Source organism: Streptosporangium sp. NPDC023825, from assembly GCF_040639575.1.
Classification (GTDB): domain Bacteria; phylum Actinomycetota; class Actinomycetes; order Streptosporangiales; family Streptosporangiaceae; genus Streptosporangium.
Genome location: NZ_JBFAAE010000009.1, coordinates 141,606 through 161,861 on the forward strand (window position 1 = coordinate 141,606; position 20,256 = coordinate 161,861).

Annotated in this window: 17 protein-coding genes and 1 pseudogene; 5 read left to right on the plus strand and 13 right to left on the minus strand. The window is 72.7% G+C overall.

Annotated elements, in window-relative coordinates; genetic code table 11:
* Positions 1 to 32: 32 nt before the first annotated feature.
* Together AB0G15_RS11475 and AB0G15_RS11480 are read right to left on the minus strand one after the other, a co-directional pair.
* Positions 33 to 1,862, minus strand: coding sequence for a substrate-binding and VWA domain-containing protein (locus AB0G15_RS11475; protein ID WP_362837681.1), 1,830 nt, complete (start codon positions 1,860 to 1,862; stop codon positions 33 to 35).
* 146 nt (positions 1,863 to 2,008) lie between these two features.
* Positions 2,009 to 3,355: a M20/M25/M40 family metallo-hydrolase gene (locus tag AB0G15_RS11480; RefSeq protein WP_362837683.1), complete on the minus strand. Its 1,347-nt coding sequence runs from the start codon at positions 3,353 to 3,355 to the stop codon at positions 2,009 to 2,011.
* A gap of 281 nt (positions 3,356 to 3,636) precedes the next feature.
* Here AB0G15_RS11480 and AB0G15_RS11485 point away from each other — a divergent pair, with 281 nt between their 5' ends.
* Both AB0G15_RS11485 and ald read left to right on the plus strand, forming a co-directional pair.
* Positions 3,637 to 5,031, plus strand: a complete 1,395-nt coding sequence (locus tag AB0G15_RS11485) for an aspartate aminotransferase family protein (RefSeq protein ID WP_362837685.1) — start codon at positions 3,637 to 3,639, stop codon at positions 5,029 to 5,031.
* 208 nt (positions 5,032 to 5,239) lie between these two features.
* Positions 5,240 to 6,355: an alanine dehydrogenase gene (gene ald / locus AB0G15_RS11490; protein ID WP_362837687.1), complete on the plus strand. Its 1,116-nt coding sequence runs from the start codon at positions 5,240 to 5,242 to the stop codon at positions 6,353 to 6,355.
* 147 nt (positions 6,356 to 6,502) lie between these two features.
* Here the strand turns inward: ald and AB0G15_RS11495 are convergent, their stop codons facing one another.
* The 7 genes from AB0G15_RS11495 to AB0G15_RS11525 all read right to left on the minus strand — a co-directional run bounded on the left by AB0G15_RS11495 (position 6,503) and on the right by AB0G15_RS11525 (position 13,777).
* Entirely contained in the window at positions 6,503 to 7,915 is a 1,413-nt protein-coding gene (locus tag AB0G15_RS11495; protein ID WP_362837689.1) for a tetratricopeptide repeat protein, read from the minus strand.
* Between the two features lie 152 nt (positions 7,916 to 8,067).
* Positions 8,068 to 9,234, minus strand: a complete 1,167-nt coding sequence (locus tag AB0G15_RS11500; RefSeq protein WP_362837691.1) for a sulfite exporter TauE/SafE family protein — start codon at positions 9,232 to 9,234, stop codon at positions 8,068 to 8,070.
* A 209-nt stretch (positions 9,235 to 9,443) separates the two neighbouring features.
* Positions 9,444 to 10,652, minus strand: coding sequence for a hypothetical protein (locus AB0G15_RS11505; RefSeq protein ID WP_362837693.1), 1,209 nt, complete (start codon positions 10,650 to 10,652; stop codon positions 9,444 to 9,446).
* Positions 10,649 to 11,167, minus strand: coding sequence for a sigma-70 family RNA polymerase sigma factor (locus AB0G15_RS11510; RefSeq protein WP_362837695.1), 519 nt, complete (start codon positions 11,165 to 11,167; stop codon positions 10,649 to 10,651). Before AB0G15_RS11510 ends, AB0G15_RS11505 begins: the two co-directional genes overlap by 4 nt.
* 112 nt (positions 11,168 to 11,279) lie before the next feature.
* Positions 11,280 to 11,903, minus strand: coding sequence for a Uma2 family endonuclease (locus tag AB0G15_RS11515; protein WP_362837697.1), 624 nt, complete (start codon positions 11,901 to 11,903; stop codon positions 11,280 to 11,282).
* Positions 11,904 to 11,996: 93 nt separating this feature from the next.
* Positions 11,997 to 12,644 carry a response regulator transcription factor gene (locus AB0G15_RS11520; RefSeq protein WP_362837699.1) on the minus strand — a complete coding sequence of 216 codons (648 nt, stop codon included), beginning with the start codon at positions 12,642 to 12,644 and terminating at the stop codon, positions 11,997 to 11,999.
* Positions 12,641 to 13,777, minus strand: coding sequence for a histidine kinase (locus tag AB0G15_RS11525; protein WP_362837701.1), 1,137 nt, complete (start codon positions 13,775 to 13,777; stop codon positions 12,641 to 12,643). Before AB0G15_RS11525 ends, AB0G15_RS11520 begins: the two co-directional genes overlap by 4 nt.
* Before the next feature lie 130 nt (positions 13,778 to 13,907).
* Between AB0G15_RS11525 and AB0G15_RS11530 the strand changes: the two genes are divergently transcribed.
* Positions 13,908 to 15,695, plus strand: a complete 1,788-nt coding sequence (locus AB0G15_RS11530) for a gamma-glutamyltransferase family protein (RefSeq protein ID WP_362837703.1) — start codon at positions 13,908 to 13,910, stop codon at positions 15,693 to 15,695.
* Positions 15,696 to 15,976: 281 nt separating this feature from the next.
* Here the strand turns inward: AB0G15_RS11530 and AB0G15_RS11535 are convergent, their stop codons facing one another.
* Together AB0G15_RS11535 and AB0G15_RS11540 are read right to left on the minus strand one after the other, a co-directional pair.
* Positions 15,977 to 17,434, minus strand: a complete 1,458-nt coding sequence (locus AB0G15_RS11535; RefSeq protein WP_362837705.1) for an NAD(P)/FAD-dependent oxidoreductase — start codon at positions 17,432 to 17,434, stop codon at positions 15,977 to 15,979.
* Between the two features lie 323 nt (positions 17,435 to 17,757).
* Positions 17,758 to 17,934 carry a hypothetical protein gene (locus tag AB0G15_RS11540; RefSeq protein WP_350971244.1) on the minus strand — a complete coding sequence of 59 codons (177 nt, stop codon included), beginning with the start codon at positions 17,932 to 17,934 and terminating at the stop codon, positions 17,758 to 17,760.
* 132 nt (positions 17,935 to 18,066) lie between these two features.
* Between AB0G15_RS11540 and AB0G15_RS11545 the strand changes: the two genes are divergently transcribed.
* Together AB0G15_RS11545 and AB0G15_RS11550 are read left to right on the plus strand one after the other, a co-directional pair.
* Positions 18,067 to 18,993 (plus strand): SURF1 family protein, encoded by a 927-nt coding sequence (locus AB0G15_RS11545; RefSeq protein ID WP_362837707.1) that lies wholly within the window; start codon positions 18,067 to 18,069, stop codon positions 18,991 to 18,993.
* Positions 18,994 to 19,022: 29 nt separating this feature from the next.
* Positions 19,023 to 19,334 carry a DUF3817 domain-containing protein gene (locus AB0G15_RS11550; RefSeq protein WP_362679526.1) on the plus strand — a complete coding sequence of 104 codons (312 nt, stop codon included), beginning with the start codon at positions 19,023 to 19,025 and terminating at the stop codon, positions 19,332 to 19,334.
* A gap of 81 nt (positions 19,335 to 19,415) precedes the next feature.
* Here the strand turns inward: AB0G15_RS11550 and AB0G15_RS11555 are convergent, their stop codons facing one another.
* Together AB0G15_RS11555 and AB0G15_RS11560 are read right to left on the minus strand one after the other, a co-directional pair.
* Positions 19,416 to 19,607 (minus strand): hypothetical protein, encoded by a 192-nt coding sequence (locus AB0G15_RS11555; protein ID WP_362837709.1) that lies wholly within the window; start codon positions 19,605 to 19,607, stop codon positions 19,416 to 19,418.
* Between the two features lie 125 nt (positions 19,608 to 19,732).
* A pseudogene (locus tag AB0G15_RS11560) lies at positions 19,733 to 20,256 on the minus strand (LLM class F420-dependent oxidoreductase); the annotation flags it as partial.

Genomic DNA, 20,256 nt, shown 5'->3' on the forward strand with positions numbered 1-20,256 from the left:
GGCGAGGCGCGCCCTCAGAGGGAGGCGTGCCATCAGAAGTTGGACACCACCGCGGTGAACACCTGGTCGATACTTCCGGATTCGCGAGAGTCGTACGCGGCGGCGGCGGTCGCCTCGGAGATCTGCCTCAGCACGCCGAGGTCGGCGTCCTGGCCGTAGGCGATCGTGAACATCCGCACCGTCTCCCGGCCCGGTTCGGTACGCAGGCCGGGCAGCAGTTTCTCCAGGGAGATGCTGTCGGGGTCCTCGTTCCTGCCGTCGGTCAGGAAGACCACCGCGTTGATCGCGTCACCGTTCCGCAGCCCGCGCACCTGCTCGTGGGCCGCGAACGCGGTGTCGTACAGGCCGGTGCCGCCGTCGGGGATGAGGCCGTCGAGCCTGGCGCGCAGCCTCCCGCGCTGGGCGGCGTCGACGGTGGCCAGGGGGGCCAGCTCCAGGTGGTCCTTCGCGCCGTCGCGCTCGGTGGAGAACATCCACAGCCCGACCCTGTCGTGCGGGCCGAACTGGGGCAGCGTGTTGATCGCGGCCTGCTTGGCCAGGTCGAGCTTGCTCTTTCCGGTGCCGGGAACGGGGGCGCCCATCGAGCCGGAGACGTCGATGACCAGCAGGACGTTCGCGGGTTTGCGCAGGTCGGCCCAGCCGGTGAGCATCTTGTCGAGCACGTTCGGGGCGGGCGGGCTCAGCGTCGTCCTCGGCTCGGCGGGCAGCAGCCCGTTCGCCTGGGTGATCAGCTCGCCCGCCTTGCCGTCGTGCGAGCGGAAGGCGAACTCGGCGAAGCGGGCCTGCTGCTCGGGGGCCCGGAGGTGCGCCAGGAAGTCGGCCGCCACCGCACGCTTGGCGTCGTCGACCCACGGGGCGGTCAGCACCGCGTACGGGTTGTCGGACATGAGCGTGCCCTCCTTGGGATAGATCGCCGCCAGCGGCACCTTGGGCTTGGCGTGCTCGCCCAGCGTCGCGGGGTCGCCGGTCGGGTTGCCCTGGTTGTAGTCCCAGACCGACTTCTCCTCCACGGCCACCGCGGAGATGTAGCTCAGGCCCGCGCCCGCGTCGTCGGCGCGCTGGAGGTTCGACAGGAACGTCAGCGTCGTGTCGCCGTAGTGCACGATCGAACGTTCCACGCCCCGCACGAAGTCCCTGACCTTCGCGTCGGCCACGTTCTTCTCCGACAGGTCGCTCGACAGGCCGGTCGCCGCGAAGTAGGCGCCGACGGTGGCGTTCAGGCCGCTGGTGGAGAAGTTGGGATTGGTCTTGCCGAGTTTGAACCGTCCCCATTCGGGGTGGCCGTACTTCGCCCACGACCCGGCCGACACCGCGAGCAGATCGGACCAGCCGAGCTTCCTGGCCGGCCAGCCCAGCGCCTCGGCCATCGGCAGGGGCATCGCGACGACCAGCGGCGACGTGGCGATCGACGGGTTGTCGGCGGCGACCGGGGAGGCGGAGTCGTCCGCCGAGGCGCGATGCCGGAGCAGGTTGATCCAGCCGCTGCCGGCGGGCGACCACACGTCGGGGCGGGGGCCGTCCTGGCGCTCGTCCCACCCCCTGGCCAGCGCCTGCATGGCACCGCCGCTCGCCTTGGTCTCGACGACGACGTCGGCGCACCGCCCGCCCACCCGCCTGCCGTTGTAGCCGGAGGCGATCGTCCTGAGCAGTTCGGCCTTCTCCGGCGAGGCGGCGACGGTCAGGGTGACGCCCCCCTCGCAGGCCTCGGGCCGTCCGGTGGCCTCGCGCGCCGTTCCGGCTCCGGCTCCGGCTTCGTTCGCGCCGACGAAGACCCGCAGGGCGACGATCAGGGCTCCGGCGACGATGACGGTGACGATGAACGGGGCGAAGTTCCTCCGCCGTCGCTGCGGTTGCTGGTACAACCCTGCCTCCCGGGGGGATGTCTGTACCTATCCGACGAACGACTCACCCCGAGAGTTCTCCGCGACCGGAGTTCGTCGCGGGTGACCACACGCCGAGGGCCCTCCCGGCGATCGCCGGAAGGGCCCTGTCGTCGGAACCCGAGGCGTCAGACCGCCGTGGAGCCGTACTCCTGCAGGAAGAGCGCCTCGGCGGTGGCGGTGCGGCGGAGCTCCTCGATGTTCACGCGCTCGTTGGGGGCGTGGATCGCCGCGTCGTCGTCCTCGGCGCCGAAGAGCAGGATCGTGGCGGCGGGGAACTGCCTGACGAAGGTGGAGACGAGCGGGATCGAGCCACCGGCGCCGACGTCGCGCGGGGGACGGCCGAAGGCGCGTTCCATCGCCCGGTTCAGCGCGGAGCGGGCCGCGCCGCCGGTGTCGGCCAGGTAGCCGGAACCCATGGTGTAGTCGCCCACGTCCACCTGGACGCCCCAGGGGGCGACCTGCCGCAGGAAGTCGACGACGGCCTCGACGGTGGTCTTCGGGTCGCCGGCCGGGGGCACCCGCACAGTCACCCGGGCCCTGGCGACGGCCTGGACGGCGTTGATCGCGCCGGAGACCGTCGGCACGTCCAGGCCGGTGACCGTGATCGCGTACGAGGCCCACAGGCGGTCGGCCAGCGAGCCGGAGCCGACCGTGGAGACGCCGTCGAGCACGCCCGCGGTGGCACGGAAGTCCTCCTCCGACGGGCCGGAGCCGAGGAAGCTGCCGCGCGGCAGGCCTGGGACGCGGATGTCGCCGTGGTCGTCGTGCAGGGCGGCCAGCATCCGGATCAGCGCCGCGAGGGCGTCGGGGGCGGCACCGCCGAACGAGCCGCTGTGCAGCGACTCCTTGAGGGTGCGCACCTCGATGGTGAAGGCGCCCATGCCGCGCAGCGAGGTCGTCACCGCCGGGTCGCCCACCCGGGGGTTGCCGGTGTCGGCGACCACGATCGCGTCGGCGCGGAACAGCTCGGGGTTGTGCTCGACGAAGGATTCCAGGCGCTCGCCCGCGTACTCCTCCTGGCCCTCGACGATGACCTTGACGCCGACCGGGAAGCGCCCCTGGAAGGCGCGGAGCGCCGCGACGTGGGAGATGACGCCCGACTTGTCGTCGGCCGCGCCGCGGCCGTGGATCGCTCCATCGATCTCGGTCGGCTCGAAGGGCGGGGTGCGCCAGAGCGCGAGGTCGCCGGTGGGCTGCACGTCGTAGTGCGCGTACAGCAGCACGGTCGGCGCGCCGGGCGGGGCGGGGGCCTCGGCGTAGACGGCGGGGAAACTGCCCTCGACGGGGATCTGCTGGACGCGCGGCAGTCCGGTGCTCCGCAGCAGTTCCTCGGTCACCGCGGCGGCCGCGTGCACGGGCTCCTCGGGATGGCCGGGGAAGGCCACCGAGGGGATGGCGACGAGCCTTCTGAGGTCCGCTATCGCCTGGGGCATGCCGGCGGTCACGGCGTTCTCGATCTCGTCAGGAGTCACGACTTTCCCCCGCATCTCAATATCTGGTGCGTCCTATTGGATCACAGCCGCAGGTACGGCCGCTCTCGTGCACGATTCCAGCACACCAGGGTTCCGCCAAGCGGAACCGGGGTTTGGGCAATGGTCGGACGCACTTCTCGCCTGATCGCGGATTTCGTCGTTGTTACATGGACGTTTTGCGGATTCCGAGGTTCTCGCACTTTAATGCCACGTTTTCACTTGGCAAGAGCTGTTCTGGCAGGCAGACTGTTGGAAGCTCAGCTCAACGAGGGAAGATCGTGATGACGCACCCTGAAAACACCGACGTGACCTCGCTCATGAAGGCCGCGCAGGACAACCTGTGGATGCACTTCACCCGGCACAGCTCGTACGAGGGCGCCGAGGTGCCGATGATCGTGCGCGGTGAGGGCTCCTACATCTACGACGTGCACGGCAAGCGCTACCTCGACGGCCTCGCCGGCCTCTTCGTGGTCCAGGCGGGTCACGGCCGCAGCGAGCTGGCCGAGGCCGCCGCCAAGCAGGCCCAGGAGCTGGCGTTCTTCCCGCTGTGGTCGTACGCGCACCCCAAGGCCGTCGAGCTGGCCCAGCGTCTCGCCGCCGAGACCCCCGGCGACCTCAACCGCGTCTTCTTCACCACCGGCGGCGGCGAGGCCGTCGAGAGCGCGTGGAAGCTCGCCAAGCAGTACTTCAAGATCACCGGAAGGCCGCTCAAGCACAAGGTCATCAGCCGCCAGATCGCCTACCACGGCACCCCGCAGGGCGCCCTGTCGATCACCGGCATCCCGGCCTTCAAGCAGATGTTCGAGCCGCTGGTCCCGGGTTCCGTCAGGGTGCCCAACACCAACCACTACCGCGCCGACGAGATCACCGGCGTGCCGGGCATGACGCCCGAGCAGTACGGCTACTGGGCCGCCGAGCGCGTCGCCCGCGCCATCGAGATGGAGGGCCCCGACACCGTGGCCGCCGTCTTCGTCGAGCCGGTACAGAACGCCGGCGGCTGCTTCCCGCCGCCCCCCGGATACTTCGAGCGCCTGCGCGAGATCTGCGACGAGTACGACGTCCTGCTCGTGTCGGACGAGGTCATCTGCGCCTTCGGCCGCCTCGGCACCATGTTCGGCGGGCAGAAGTTCGACTACGTCCCCGACATCATCACCTGCGCCAAGGGCATGACCAGCGGCTACTCGCCGATCGGCGCCATGATCGCCTCCGATCGCCTCTTCGAGCCGTTCAAGAACGGCACCGAGATGTTCGCCCACGGCTACACCTTCGGCGGCCACCCGGTCTCCTCGGCCGTCGCGCTGGCCAACCTCGACCTGTTCGAGCGGGAGGACCTGCTCGGCCACGTCACCCGCAACGAGCCGGTCTTCCGCTCCACCCTGGAGCGCCTGCGCGACCTGCCGATCGTCGGCGACGTGCGCGGCTCCGGCTACTTCTGGGGCATCGAGCTCGTCAAGGACAAGGTCACCAAGGAGACCTTCGACACCGAGGAGTCCGAGCGCCTCATCAGGGGCTTCCTCACTCCCGCCCTCTACGAGGCGGGCCTGTACTGCCGCGCCGACGACCGGGGCGACCCGGTCATCCAGCTCGCTCCGCCGCTCATCTGCGGACCCAAGGAGTTCGACGAGATCGAGTCCATCCTTCGTTCGGTGCTGACGGAGGCATGGAGCCGCCTCTGAGCGCGCACGGCCGCGCCCCCTCCGGACCGCCACACGCGGCCCGGACGGGCTCGCCGAACCCGCCGGCGGTCGCGCCGCCCGGGCCCTCCCGGCCCGCCGCGCCCTCGCCGGCGCTCGCCGTCCGGCGTCATGTCCGCCGGAGTGAGACCGCACCGCACCCGCGCAAGCCTCGCTGTGCCACTCCGTCGAAACAACGAAAGGAAATCCCATGAAGATCGGCGTGCCCGCCGAGGTCAAGAACCACGAGTACCGCGTCGCCGCGACCCCGGCGGGCGTGCACGAGCTCGTCCGTCACGGCCACGACGTCTACATCCAGCGCGGCGCGGGCCTCGGCTCGCACCTCACCGACGAGGAGTACCTCTTCGCCGGGGCCAAGATCCTCGACAGCGCCGACGAGGTGTGGGACCAGGCCGAGATGATCCTCAAGGTGAAGGAGCCCATCGCGGAGGAGTACCACCGCATGCGCCCCGGCCAGGTGCTCTTCACCTACCTGCACCTCGCGGCCGGCCGTGAGTGCACCGACGCCCTCCTCGACCGCCAGGTCACCGGCATCGCGTACGAGACCGTCCAGGTCGGCAACACCCTGCCGCTGCTCGCCCCGATGTCCGAGGTCGCGGGCCGGCTCGCCCCGCAGGTCGGCGCCTACAACCTCATGCGCTTCAACGGCGGGCGCGGCGTGCTGCCCGGCGGCGTGCCCGGCGTGGCCCCCGCCAAGGTCGTCGTCATCGGCGCGGGCGTCTCCGGGCTCAACGCCGCGCAGATCGCGGTCGGCATGGGCGCGGACGTCACCGTCCTCGACCTCAACATCGACCGCCTGCGTTTCGTCGACGCCATCTACCAGGGCCGTCTCAAGACCCTCGTCTCGACCTCGTACGCGATCGAGAAGGAGGTCCTGGAGGCCGACCTGGTCATCGGCGCCGTGCTGATCCCCGGGGCCAAGGCCCCGACCCTCGTCTCCAACGAGCTGGTCTCCCGCATGAAGCCGGGCTCCGTGCTCGTCGACATCGCCATCGACCAGGGCGGCTGCTTCGAGGACTCCCGCCCGACCACGCACGCCGAGCCGACCTACCAGGTCCACAACTCGATCTTCTACTGCGTGGCCAACATGCCGGGGTCCGTCGCCAACACCTCCACCTACGCGCTGACCAACGCCACGCTGCCCTACGCGGTCAAGCTGGCCGGCCTCGGCTGGAAGCCCGCGCTCCAGCAGGACGCCTCCCTCGCGCTGGGCCTCAACACCCACGCGGGACGGCTCACCAACGAGCAGGTCGCCGTCGCCCTCGGCCTGCCGTACGTGCCGGTCTCCGAGGTCATCGCCGCCTGAGCCAGGGGTCCGTTCGTCCCGCGCCGGCCGGGCGTGGGACGCGTGGCCCCGCCGGGCCGCGGGGCGGGTTCGCGAGGGGGCACGGCGCCGGTCACGGCCTCGTCTGCGCCTCGTCCGCGTCTCGTCCGCGTGTTGTCCGCGCCTCGTTCACGGCGACCAGCCGGAACGCAGGGCGCGTGCGGTGACCAGGACGTGCTCGATCTCCACCGGGGTCGGCCAGGGGGCGCCGCCGGGGCGCAGCAGCGTGGCCCGTACGGACGCCAAGTGCTCGATCGCGCCCGACGGCAGCCCGCTCCGCTCGGTCAGCCACGTCGTGACGTCGGTGTGGTCGCGCAGTGGCCGGGTGACGAGGTCCCAGGTACCGAGGATCTCGGTCAGGTCGGCGACCCTCAGGGGGGCGCCGCCCCGCCGGGCGACGGCGGCCGCGGCCAGCTCGGCGCGGGCGACGAGCTCGGGCTCGGTGGTCCGGCTCCACGGGGGAGAGGGCGGATCGGACAGCCACCGCTCCGCCTCGCGGGAGAAGCCCGCGGCCGACAGCAGCGCGGCCAGCTCGACCGCGGCCCGGTGGTGTCCCGCCTGTGCCGCCTGGCGGAACCAGTGCTGCCCGCCCTGCAGGTCGCTGTGCTCGGCGATGAGCAGCAGGCCGAAATTGAAGGCCGCCTCCGGGTCGCCCCCCGCCGCGGCCCGGCTGAACCAGTGGCCGGCCCCCCGAGCGTCGCTCATCTCCACGCACACGAACCCGGCCGTCCGCTGGTCGTCGATCCTGCCGGTGCAGGCCGCCCGCTCGAACCAGGCGCGCGCGGTGCGCAGGTCGCCGAGGGACAGCGCGATCCCGCCGAGCTGGGACGCGGCACCGGGGTGCTCGTTCCTGGCGGCCAGCCGGAAGAACGCCTCCGCCCCCTCGGGGTCGCGGTTGGCCTGCAGGAACAGCCCGAGGTGGTAGGCCGCGTCGGCATGGCCGCTCCGGGCGGCCAGCTCCCACCAGCGCAGCGTCTCGTCCTCCTCGCCGGAGGCGTAGGCGAGGAACCCGAGGTCGTAGGCCGAGGCCAGGTCGCCGTCCATCGCGGCCCTGCGATGCCACTCCCCGGCCGCCTTCACCTCGCCGCCGTCCTCGCAGAGCAGCGCGAGCCGCCTGGCCGCCGCGCGGGAGCCCGCCCTGGCCGCCGTCTCGAACCACCGCCGGGCGGCGGGGACGTCGCCGTGCTGGTCCAGCAGGAGGACCGCCAGGTTCACCGCGGCCTCGACGTCTCCGGCGTTCGCCGCCAGCTCGTACCATCGCGCGGCCTCCGCGGGAGTGCCGTGCTTCTCGTGCCAGATCCCCAGGTTGTAGGCGCTGTCGAGGTTTCCGGCGGCGGCCGCGCGCTCCCACCAGTGCCGTGCCGCCGAGCGGTCGCCCCGCTGCGCGAAGTGGCGGCCCAGCTGGTGGGCGGCCTGCACGTCACCGCCGTGCGCGGCGAGCAGCAGCGCGGTCTCGCCGTCCGTGTCGTTCTCGTGCTCGGTGCTCCGGGGGGTGGGTACCAGCCCCGCGGCCGCCTCCGGGTCGTCAGGCCACCACCCCATGTCACCCTCCTCGCCGACGTCGCGCAGCCGACAGGTCACAGGGTGGCACGTAACCATTCGGCCGCGGAGGGTAATCGCGACTTCCGCCCGCCGATCCGTCCGCCGGCCCGTCCGCCGATCCTGCCCTCGTGCTCGGCCCGGTGGCCCGGCGCTCAGACGAAGCGCACGAACCCCACGTACATGCCCATCGAGCAGACGTAGCGCAGGGAACCCGCCTCGCGCGCGCCCAGCCGCACGGTGGCGGGCAGTACCACGTCGCGGCCGTCGATCGTGAGCGTCCGGGTGCAGCCGGGGACGCCCTCGAGACGGAAGACGAGGTCGGTGGGAACCCCCGCGCGGGCGGTCACCACGCCCGGCCGGTAGCCGTGGCCGGTGGCCCGGACCTCGACCCGCTGGGCACCGCCGGCGCGGACGGCCGCGGTGTCGCCCCCCTGATCGTCCGCAGCCCTCCCTGGCCGACCTGCCGGGGCGCCCGTCGGCCGTGCCGGGCCGTCCGCCGCCATGGCCGGGCCGCCGGCCCCGGGGAGCCACCCCCCGAGACTCAGCCCCGAGGAGATCGTCCACAGGCCCGCCGCCAGCGCGACGACCCCCGCCAGCGCCGCCAGCCTGGTCGTCGCGGCCCGCCGCAGGACCAGTCCGAGCAGGGCGAACGCGGGAGCCGTCCCCGCCACGAAGCCCGCCATCACCGCGGCCCCGCCCAGCGCCGACCCGCTGGAGACCGCCACCATCTCGGTGCTGAGCGTCACCCCGCACGGCAGCAGGATCGTCGCGGCACCGAGCGTCAGCGCCCTGGGCACGGGGGCGGCGATCCCGGACACGCCCCCGCGCCGGGACGTACGCCCGCCCGGCGGGGCGTCCGGGCGGCATCCGTCCTCCGGTTCGCGGCCGAACATGCGGACTCCGAAGAACACGACCGCGATCCCGGCCGCGACGAGCAGCGCGGCCCTGACCTGAGGACCCAGCCGCACCGCGGACCCGGCGAGCCCGAGCAGGGCTCCGGCCGCCGTGTGGGAGCCGAGGCGCCCGGCGAGGAACAGCGCGACGACAGCGGGACCCGAAGGGCCAGAGGGACCCGAGGGATCCGGGGGGCCCGCCCCGGTCCCGCCGCGTCCGCCGGAGCCGGCCGGGCGGCCGCGGGAGGTGAGCCCGCCGGAGCCGGCCGGGCGGCGGGAGGTGAGCCCGGTGAGCAGGCCGCCCTGCACGGCCGCGCACGAGGCCGTACCCGCGACCAGTCCCGCGGCGAGCCCTGCGGCGAACAGCGCGGCCGGTCCCGCGCTCAGCGGACGCCCCCGGTGACGATCCAGATCCCCACGGACCAAACGTAATCTCGCCGGAGGGTGACCGACGGTGACACTTCCTTACCGAGCGCTCCCGCCGTCCTTACCGGGCGTCCAGGTTTCCGGGCTCCTCACCGGGGTTCCGGTTTCCGGGCTCCTCGCCGGGCGTCCGGCTTTCCGGCGGCCGGGCGCCCCCCGGGGACGTTCCCCGGGGAGCCACTTCGCGCGGTGGGTCCCGCCGGCGGCGGGGCTCACCGGCCGGCGGCGTTCAGGTCGACGAGAACCTGCCTGCCCGGTCCCGACCGGAACCGGAACATGCCCTCGTGCACGTACAGGGTGGGAGGCGCCTTGTCCCCCCGGCGCGTCGGAACCGGGAACAGCAGGCCGGTGCGTCCCGTGGCGACGTCGTGCAGGGAGCTGGCCCCCCTGCCGTCGCGGCTCCTCTGATGGAGCAGGACGAAGCGGCCCGAGTAGAGAAGCCCGTGGGCCGTCCCCGGCAGCCCGTGCCGGTTCGTGCCGTCGCGTCGCCACGCCTCGGCGCCGTTGAGGCACCACGTCACCCCGCAGTCGCTCCAGGACGTCAGCCCCGCCGGAGGGGCCGCGCCCCTGGTCTCGCCGGTGAGCACGTTCTTCAGGGACTCCATCGGGCGAGCGGCGGGACGGTCCGACATCATGTCCTGCTCGGGCCGCCCGGCCCACGGCCAGTCGACCAGGTGGAAGCCTCTCGTGCCGTCGACCAGGGACGCCTTCCCGCCCGTCAGCGGGGCCCGGTAGACGCCGCCGCCGTCGAGCGGCGACCAGACGGCCGCGCCGCCGGCGATGGCCAGGTCGACCCCGCGGTAGGTGTCGTCGACGAGCACGGCCGCGACCGAGGCGATCCGCCGCGGGACGCCGCCGGTGACCGGCACCGCCCATATCTCCGTCAGGCGGTCGCGGAGCGTGGACCACGCCAGGTAGCCGTCGCCGAAGACCAGCGGCGCGTTCATCACGTTCGGGTTCTTGAGCGGCGCGATCCGGGTGAACCTCCGCCTGTCGACGTCGTACGACCAGATCCCGTCGAGCCGATTCCTGGTGAGCCCCCGCCCCGCCACGACCCGGCCGGTGACGAACACGTCCGGGGTGAACACCCGGCCGCCGGGCCCCGTCGCCGGGATCTCGTGCACCGCGCCCGGCCACACCTGCCTGACCGGCGGTGCGAGAACGCCGGTGCGAGGCGTCGGCCGCGCCGTCGGAACCGTCGGGACCGGCGGGACCGCCGGGGTGGGCGGCGTGACCGTACGCGTTCCCGCGACGGTGGCGGCCACCACGGTCACGATGGCGGCCGCCACCGCGATCGGGGCCCACCACCTGGCGCCGGACGTCCCGCGTGGCGCGGGCAGGGCCCGGGGCCGCCCGTCGTCCCGCACGCTTTCGGCCCTGGCGGCCATCGCGTCCCTGAGCCGGTCCTCGATCTCGGTCATGCCTTGCCTCCCAGTTCGCGTTCGAGCCGCTCCAGGGCCCTGAAGGCGGTGGACCGCACGGTGCTCTCCCTGACGCGCGTCGCCTGGGCGATGTCGGCGTTGGACATGTCGAGGTAGTAACGCAGGACGAGGACCTCGCGCTGACGCCTGGGCAGCCGGCTGAGCGCGGCCAGCATCTCCTGCCGCGACTCGCCCAGCAGCGCGGCCGTCTCCGCGGAGTCCACCGGCTCGTCAGGCCGTCCCAGCACCGCCCTCGCGGCGACGCCGCGCCTGCGCAGGACCGAGCGCGAGGCGTTCAGCACGCAGACGCGGACGTATGTCAGGGTGAGTGTCTCGGGACCCTTGCCGTGCAGTCTGGAGAAGACGTCCTGTACGACGTCCTCCGCCGCCTCCCGGTCGCCGACGAGCAGCACGGCCAGGCGCACCAGGGCGAGCCAGTGCTCGCGGTACAGGCCGGCCAGTACCGCCTCGGCGCCGGACGGCGCGGGGGCGCGGGCGACTGTCTCACCGTTCATGCCCTAAGAACGCGCACCGGCCCCGATCCGCTGCTTGGGACGGGCATGAGTGTTCGCGTGCCCGCCCGACCGGCCGGGGCCGCATGGATCTGCCCGCCGTTCGGTCTTCTTCTTACGGCGTGGTCCGGGTGTCCAGGAAGATCGAGGTGTCGAGGGTGAAGCCGACCGGCTCGGGGAGGTGGAGGCGCGAGCCCATCTCGACCCGGGTGGAGGTCCGGTACTCGCCCTCCTTGGGGTCGCTGAGGACCGTCATGGTGGCGGGCGCGGCCACGGGGTCGATCAGGAGCATCACGGGGACGCCCCCGGAGGCGTAGATGACGGGCTTGCGGTCGCGGTCGTCGACGACGCTTCCCGGGGACACGATCTCGGCGACCATGAGGAGGCCGGAGGAGAGCAACTCGCGGGCGCCCCGGCGCGGGCAGTCGGCGGGCGCCAGGACGAAGTCGGGGACGATCGGGTCACGCGGTCCGTCTATGCAGACGTCGACGTTGCCGCTGAAACCGTCCCACTCCTTCTCCTCGATGAGGGGAAGGAGGGCGCGATACAGGCGCATCGCGATTCTGGCGTGCTCGGGGGTGCCCATCGGGCTCACTACCAGTCTCCCATCGATGATCTCGGTCCGCAGTCCTGGAAGCTGCGGGAGCGCGTCGAAGAGCTCGCGCGCCGTTCCTGGCAGGGGCTGGGACGAGGTCTCGGGGGAGGGGCGCAGCTTGGCGTGGCTCCGTCGCGATGTCATGACCATGACGATATGTCCCTTCGTGTTCTGGTGAACACGTTGAGTATCGCAAGTGGGGCGGGCAGGCGCGAGCCTTTACCGGGATGCGGGACGTCAGACCCAGCCGGGGCGGACGAGGCCCGACTCGTAGGCGATGACGACCAGCTGGGCGCGGTCGCGGGCGTGGAGTTTCATCATGGTCCGGCTGACGTGGGTCTTGGCGGTGGCGGGACTCATGAAGAGCTCACCCGCGATCTCGTCGTTGGTCATGCCGGTGCCGACCAGGGCGAGGACCTCGCGCTCGCGGTCGGTGAGCAGGCCGAGGTCGCGGGTGTGGCGCGGCTCCTTGGCGCGGCTCGCGTACTCGGCGATCAGGCGGCGGGTCACGCCGGGGGAGAGCAGGGCGTCGCCCGCGGCCACCACCCGGACGGCCTGGATGAGCTCGGCCGGTTCGGTGTCCTTGACCAGGAAGCCGCTGGCGCCGCCGCGGAGGGCCTCGAAGACGTACTCGTCCAGCTCGAAGGTGGTCAGGATGATGATCCGCGGCCCGGCGGGCATCTCGCGGGTGGCGGTCAGCCCGTCCATGCCGGGCATGCGGATGTCCATCAGGACCACGTCCGGCTCGTGCTCGGCGACCAGCCGCAGGGCCTGCGCCCCGTCGGCGGCCTCGGCCACCACGGTCATCCCCGGCTGCGCGTCCAGCAGGGCACGAAACCCCGCCCTGACGAGGGCCTGGTCGTCGGCGAGCACGATTCTGATCATCGGGGTTCCTCCGGGATCGGCAGCCGGGCCTCGACGCGGAAGCCCCGGCCGTGGCGCGTGGCGGTCAGCGTCCCCCCCAGGGCCGAGGCCCGCTCCCGCATGCCGGGGACGCCGTTCCCGCTGCCCAGGCTCTCCCCGGGGGTGTCGCCGCCCGAGTCGGTGACCTGGACGGTCAGCGCGCGGGGGTCGTAGCGGAGCACGACCGTGACCGACGCGCCGGGGGCGTGCCGGGTGACGTTGGTGAGGGCCTCCTGCACGATGCGGTATCCGGCCCGGTCGATCTCCGGAGGCAGCGGCCCGGCCTCGCCGACGATGCCGACGATCTCCTTGGTGACCGGCAGCCCGCTGCGCTCGATGAGCTCGTCCAGCCGGTCCAGCCCGGCGGTGGGGGAGCGGGGCGCGCCGTCGCGCAGGACGTTGAGCACCGACCGCATCTCGGTCAGCACGTCCTTGGACGCCTGCTTGATCGTGGTGAGCGCGGTCCGCGCCTGCTCGGGATGCTCCTCGATGAGGTGCAGCGCGGTGGACGCCTGGACGTGGATGAGGGAGATGTTGTGCGCGAGCACGTCGTGCAGCTCCTGCGCCATGGTCAGCCGCTCCTCGCTGGCCCGCCGCCGCAGCTCCTCCTCCTCCACCCGCTCGCGCTCGGCCTGCCGCTCCCTCCTGGCCCGCGAGAACTCCGCCACCACCAGGACCAGGCCCATCAGCGCGCCCACCGTGAGGTCGTGGAACCAGCCGGCCGGGCGGACGGGGGCGAGCCAGGACGTGTAGACCACGAGGAACACGTAGGCCAGGCCCCACATCGACCAGGCCGCCCGCCGGTGGCCGCGCGCCACGGCGGTGTGCAGCGCGACGATCGGGCTGAGGAAGACCGGGCCGTAGGGGTGGCCGAGGCCGATGAAGATCGCGGTCGAGCCCACCGCGACCGCCAGGCAGGCCACCGGGTGGCGGCGGCGTACGATCAGGGCCAGGGGGCCGGCCAGCACGAGCGCCCAGCCCAGCGGGTCGAGCGGGACCCTGAGCATGCCGGGGTCGTGGACCTGCCACCACTGCACGCCGCGGGTGGCCGCACCCTGGAAGACCCCCGCGAACAGCGGGAGCAGGAACTCGGCCCAGCGGGGTTTGGCGTGCACGTTCAGCACTGTACGTGCGCCCGCCGGAAGCTCGCGTCCGTCTCGTGAGGCATGAGGTACTACATCCCCTGCGGTAGGGAAGGGGCTGACAAGGCTCACGGGCTGAGTCAAGCTGTCTGCGGGAGGTCTCATGATCAATCGTCGATTCGCCACCCCCCTGGCGGGGATCCTGGTGGGAAGTTCCCTACTGCTCGTCCAACCCGCCGCCGCCGCTCCGCAGGCGTCGCAGGTGTGGCCGCAGGTGTCGCACGTGTGGCCGCGGGCGGAGAAGAAGCCTGTCGCGGAGGGGTACGGGGGCGCGGTCTCGACCGTCGACCTCGACGCCAGCGAGGTCGCGCTGGGCGTGCTGCGCGAGGGCGGCAACGCCGTGGACGCGGCGGTCGCCGCGGCGGCCACCCTGGGCGTGACCGAGCCCTACTCGGCCGGGCTGGCCGGGGGCGGGTTCATCGTCTACTACGACGCGCGCCGCAAGAAGATCCACACGATCGACGGCCGGGAGACCGCGCCGAAGGCGATGGGGCCGGCCTCTCTGGAGGGAATCCCGTTCGACGAGGCCGTGACCAGCGGGCTGTCGGCGGGGGTGCCCGGCAGCGTCGCCCAGTGGGAGCTGGCGCTGCGCAGGTTCGGCACGCTCTCGCTGCGCCAGGCCCTGAAGCCCGCGATCGAGGTCGCCTCCAAGGGTTTCAAGGTCGACCAGACCTTCTACGACCAGACCGCCGCCAACGCGGCCCGTTTCAAGGACTTCACCTCCACCGCCAAGCTCTACCTGCCGGGCGGTGCCCCGCCGCCGGTCGGCTCCACCTTCCGCAACCCCGAGCTGGCCGACACCTACCGCAGGCTCGGCAGGCAGGGCGGCGAGTGGCTCTACGGCGGCTCCCTGGGCGCCGAGGTCGTGGCCACCGTCAAGAAGCCGCCGGTCGCCCCGGGCTCCACCCGCAACGTGCGGCCGGGGCTGATGGAACTGCCCGACCTGAAGGCCTACCGGGCGCTCGAACGGCCGCCCACGAAGGTGACGTACAAGGGCATGGACGTGTACGGCATGGCGCCGCCGTCCTCGGGGGGCTCGACGGTCGGTGAGGCGCTCAACATCCTCGAGGCCCTGCCGAAGGTCGGCGAGCACGAGTACCTGGAGGCCTCCAGGCTCTCCTTCGCCGACCGGGGCAGGTACGTCGGCGACATCCCGAACGTCCCTCTCGGGGAGCTGCTGTCCGACGGGTTCGCCAAGGAGCGCGCCTGCCTGATCGGCGAGCGGGCCCTGACGAGCCCGGCCGCGCCGGGCAACCCCGACGGGACGTACGGGCCGTGCGCGCCCGCGTCCTCCGCGGAGGCCACCCCGTCGGCCCCCGAGGGGCCGGAGACCACGCACCTGGTGGTCACGGACCGGTGGGGCAACGTGGTCGCCTACAACATCACCATCGAGTCGACCGGCGGCAACGGCATCGTCGTGCCCGGCCGGGGCTTCCTGCTCAACAACGAGCTGACCGACTTCACCTTCGGACCGGCTCCGGGCGACCCGAACCTGCCCGCGCCGGGCAAGCGGCCCCGTTCCTCCATGGCGCCGACGATCGTCCTGAAGGACGGCAGGCCGCTGCTCGCGCTGGGTTCCCCCGGCGGTTCGACGATCATCACCACCGTGCTGCAGATCCTGGTCAACCGCTGGGACCTCGGCATGTCGCTCCCCGAGGCGCTCGCGGCGCCCCGGGCCACCCAGCGCAACACCGCCCAGACCCAGGCCGAGCAGGGCTTCATCGACCGCTACGGCGCCGAGCTCACCGCCCGGGGCCACAGCCTCGTGCTGAACCCCGAGATCGGCGCGGCCACGGCGGTCGAGTTCCTGCGGCACGGGAAGCTCCAGGCGGTGGCGGAGCCGACCCGTCGCGGCGGCGGCAGCGCGCTGGTGGTGAGCGGGCGCAGGTAGGGTTCCCGTCCGCCCCGCGGCAGGAACCGCGACGGGAGCCGCGGCAGGAGTCGTGGCGGGCGCGATGACGGTACGAACGGACGCCGGCCACGGCGGCGCGGTCTCGGCCACGCCGCCGTGGCCGGCTGAGACGGTGGGAAGGCCGGTGGCGGGCCGGCGCGAACGCCGCCGGTGGAAACGCCGGTGGCGGGCCGGGGCGAACGCCGGTGGCGGGGACCGCGGGACCGCGGGACCGCGGCCGGTGGGGGCCGCGGGAACGCGGCGGGGCGCCGGGGAGGCGGTCAGGGGATCAGCTCGTACGCCTCGCGTCTCGGCGTCCGGGTGCGTGCCCAGTACTCGAAGGTGAAGCCCGGCCAGAGGGTCCTGTTGACGCCGCGCTCGTCGAGATACCAGCTGCCGCAGCCGCCCGTGTTCCAGACGCGGCGGCCGAGGCGGTCCTGGAGGCGGTCGTTGTGGGCGCGCTGCGCCTCGGGGCGGACGTCGAGGGCCTTGGCCTTCGTCCTGGACAGCAGGCGCAGGCAGCCCAGGACGTACCGGACCTGCGATTCGATCATGAAGACGACCGAGTTGTGGCCCAGGCCGGTGTTGGGGCCGAGCAGGAGGAACAGGTTCGGGAACCCGGCGACGGTGATGCCGTAGTAGGCCTGCACGCCGTCCTGCCAGGCATCCTGGATCTTCCTGCCGTTCCTGCCGACGATCCGCCGCTCGTCCAGCGCGGAGGTGACCCTGAAGCCGGTGCCGTAGACGAGCACGTCGACCTCGGTCTCCCTGCCGGTGGAGTCGACGATCGAGCCCTCCCTGATCTCCCGCACCTCGTCGGTGATCACCTCGACGTTGTCCCTGCCCAGCGCCGGGTAGTAGTCGCTGGAGATCAGGACGCGCTTGCAGCCGATCGTGTAGCCGGGGGTGAGTTTGGCGCGCAGCGCCGGGTCGGGGACCTGGTCGGCCAGGTGGCGCAGGGCCAGCTTCCGGTGGGCCCCCATCAGGCGCGGGTCGACGGCGAAGCCCAGCGCCCGGCTCTCCAGTGCCCAGTAGATCGCGGCGCGCAGCGCGCGGGTGGCGCCCGGCAGGCCGAGGAGCCGCCTCGCCCGGGGGGAGAGGGGGAAGTCGGGCTTGGGGTGGATCCAGGGGGGTGTGCGCTGGAAGACGTGAAGGCGAGAGGCCTGTCCGGCGATCCGCGGGATGAACTGGACCGCCGACGCGCCGGTGCCGATGACCGCGACCCGCTTCCCGGTCAGGTCCACCGAGTGGTCCCATTCGGCCGAGTGGAAGGACGGGCCCGCGAAGCTCTCGCGGCCGGGGATCGCGGGCAGCGACGGCACGTGCAGCGCGCCGGTGCCCGAGATCACCGCGTTGGTGGTGAAGGTCTCGCCCCCGGCGACGTCCACCCGCCAGCGGCGCGCCGCGTCGTCGTACTCCAGCCCGGCGACCTCCGCGCCGAACCGCAGGTGGGGGCCGAGACCGTACTTCTCGACGCAGGCCCGCAGGTAGTCACGGATCTCGGCCTGGGGGGAGAACATCCGCGACCAGCCCGGGCCGGGCTCGTACGAGAAGGAGTACAGGTGCGAGGGGACGTCGCAGGCGCAGCCGGGGTAGGTGTTGTCACGCCAGGTCCCGCCCAGGTCGCCGGCCTTCTCCAGGATGACGAAGTCGTGGTATCCGGCTTCCTTGAGCTTGATCGCCATGCCCAGCCCGGCGAAACCGGAGCCGATGATCGTGATCCCGGGGCGCGTGCTCATCGGGCCTCCTCGCTCCCCCTCGCTCTCCCGGCTCCTCGCCGGCGGCGGCCCTCGGGCGGCGCCGGCGAGGAGCCGGTTCCGGCCGTGCGGCGAGAGCGGTCCGTGCTCGTTTCTATTGGACTATTCGTCCAATGTATTGAGCCGGGGAGCACGTCGTCCACCCTCGCGGCCTGGCGGGTCGTTCCAAACCGCCCGGTCGGTATGTTCTTGTCCACGGCAGCGCCCGGCCGGTTCGGTATGTTCCCGTCCCGGGAGCGCCTGGCCGTTCGGTAACGCGAAAAGCGCCGAGGGCGATGCCGTCGGCGCTGTGGACCCCCCGGCCGTCAGAGCAGCAGGTACGCGGCCACGGCGACGACGACCAGCACCGCCACCACCACCGCCGCCGTGATCGGCAGGGCGAGCGACCGCTTCTCGGGAGCGGCCTCCGGGTCCTTGCGCTGGGCGAACGCACGGAACGCCTGGGTGTTGCCCGCGGGGTCAATCGGCTGAGGATCAGACATGGGGATGACTTTAGCGATACGGGATACCTCCCAGCACAGATTTGTCCACTTTCACGGGAAGGATGTCCCGGCGCCCGGCCAAGGACGGGTGCTGGGGGCCGGACCGCCGACCGGGGCGGATAGCGTGGTGCCATGCTCCGCATCCTGTTCTCCGCCCGCGTGGTGGTGCTCCACCTGCTCGCGGTCGGAGCCCTCGTCGTGTGCGGGTTGCTGGGCAGGTGGCAGCTCGGTGTCTTCGAGGAGTCCGGCAGGCCCCAGTCGCTGCTCGACCCCGCCCCCGTGGCGGTCGCCACGCTCACCGCGCCCGGAGAGCACCTGACGGCCGACAAGGTCAGCCGCCGGGTGACCGCCGAGGGCACCTTCGACGCCTCGAAGCAGCTCCTGGTGGCCGAGCGCGACGGAGGCCTGTGGCTGCTCGCGCCGCTCGACCTCGGCGACGGCACCTCCATCCCGGTCGTACGCGGCTGGGTGGCCACGGCCGGGGACCCCGCCGTCACGGCACCTTCCGGGGGCAGGGTGACCGTCACCGGGCGCCTGCAGCCCTCGGAGGCCACCGACAGCGTCCAGCGCAGGGTCCGGCAGCTGCCGCCGGGACAGGTGCTGACCGTCTCGTCGGCCGAACTGATCAACGTCTGGCGGGGTACGAGGCTGCGCGACGGGTTCCTGGTCGCCGCCACCCAGTCACCGGCCCCCGAGGTCGCGGCCAGGCCGGTGAGCGTTCCCCCGCCGACCGAGCGGGGCGGGCTCACCTGGCGCAACCTCGCCTACGCCGCCCAGTGGTGGATCTTCGGGCTGTTCGCGGTCTTCATGTGGTGGCACTTCGTCCGCGACGCGCTGCGCGGCCGCACCCGGGAACGCGACTCCGACGCTCCTCCCGCCTCCGGTCCAGGGCCTGACCCCGGCCCGGATCCCGGCCCCGGGGCCGCTTCCGGGGACGCCGGTCCCGGGACCGGCACCGACTCCAGGACCGGCACCGACTCCAGGACCGGCGCCGAGTCCGGGGCCGGTCCGGGAACCGAGCCTGAAGCCCCCGCCCTGCCAGCCCGCACCGCCCCGTGAACCGAACCCCAAGACCGAGGTAACCGACCGTGGAATCCGCTCTCAAGCCCTTTCGCATCCTGGCCTACATCGTCGGTGTGATGCTGCTCGTCCTGGTCACCTGCATCGTGCTCAGGTACGGCTTCGGCATCGAGCAGCCCTCGAAGATCGTCTCTCCGATCCACGGCTTCCTCTACATGCTCTATCTCGTGGCCACGATGAATCTGGGCATGAAGGCGCGCTGGACGTGGCCGTACATCCTCGGGGTGATGCTCGCGGGTACCGTGCCGCTGCTCTCGTTCGTGTTCGAGCGCAAGGTCACCCGCCGGGTGGAATCGGAGCTCGCCACCGCCGCGGCCTGACCGGCCCGGACGGCCCGGCCCGGAGACGCGGGTTCGCGTGGCCGGGCCGTGCCGTGGCGCGGTGGGCGGTCAGGTGCCGGGTCAGCGGCCGAGACCCCGGCGACGCGAGCGCTTGAGGCGTGCGCGCTGGGACGGGTCGAGCATCAGGTAGCCGACGACCGGGGCGGCGACGACGCCCAGGAGGATCAGCAGCGTCACGATATTTGGCAGGAACAGCCACGACAGGAACACCACTGCTCCGGCGCCGATCGCGTACTTCTGGACGGGCGACATCCTCAACATCCTCCGAACGCGGGGCGGACGCCCCGTCTGTAGTTCATTGTGCGTCGCCAGTCCAACGTGTGGACCTGCCGAGGTGGTTCCAACCGAGATATATCGTGATTTTGCCTTCGGTTCCGCTATCGGACCGGCGCCTTGAGAGTCTCGAGCGCCTTGAACGCCTTGAGTGTCGCCACGCCGCCGGGGTCGGCGTCCGTGCCGACCGGGACCAGGGCCACCTCGTCCACGCCCGCGTCGGCGTACGCGCGCAGGCGCTCGCGGGCCGCGTCCACGCCGCCGAGCAGGGCGACCGACTCCAGCAGGCCGTCGGGGACGGCCGCCAGCAGCTCGCGGGGGTGCGGGCGGGTCCTGGCGAACGCGACCACGTCCTCGAACCCGGCCTCGGCGAACATCTCGCCGTACCCGGGCGCGGCGAGATATCCCACGACGGCGCGCCGTATCCGGTCGACCGCCTCGCGCCCCGGGTCGACCGCGGCGGTCACCCAGGCCGCCACCCTCGGCACCGGTGCTGTCCCGAAGGCCGCGCCCTGCTCCCGCACCGGTACCGCCCCGAAGGCCGCGCCCTGCTCCCGCACCGGTACCGCCCCGAAGGCCGCGCCCTGCTCCCGCACCGGTACCGCCCCGAAGGCCGCGCCCTGCTCCC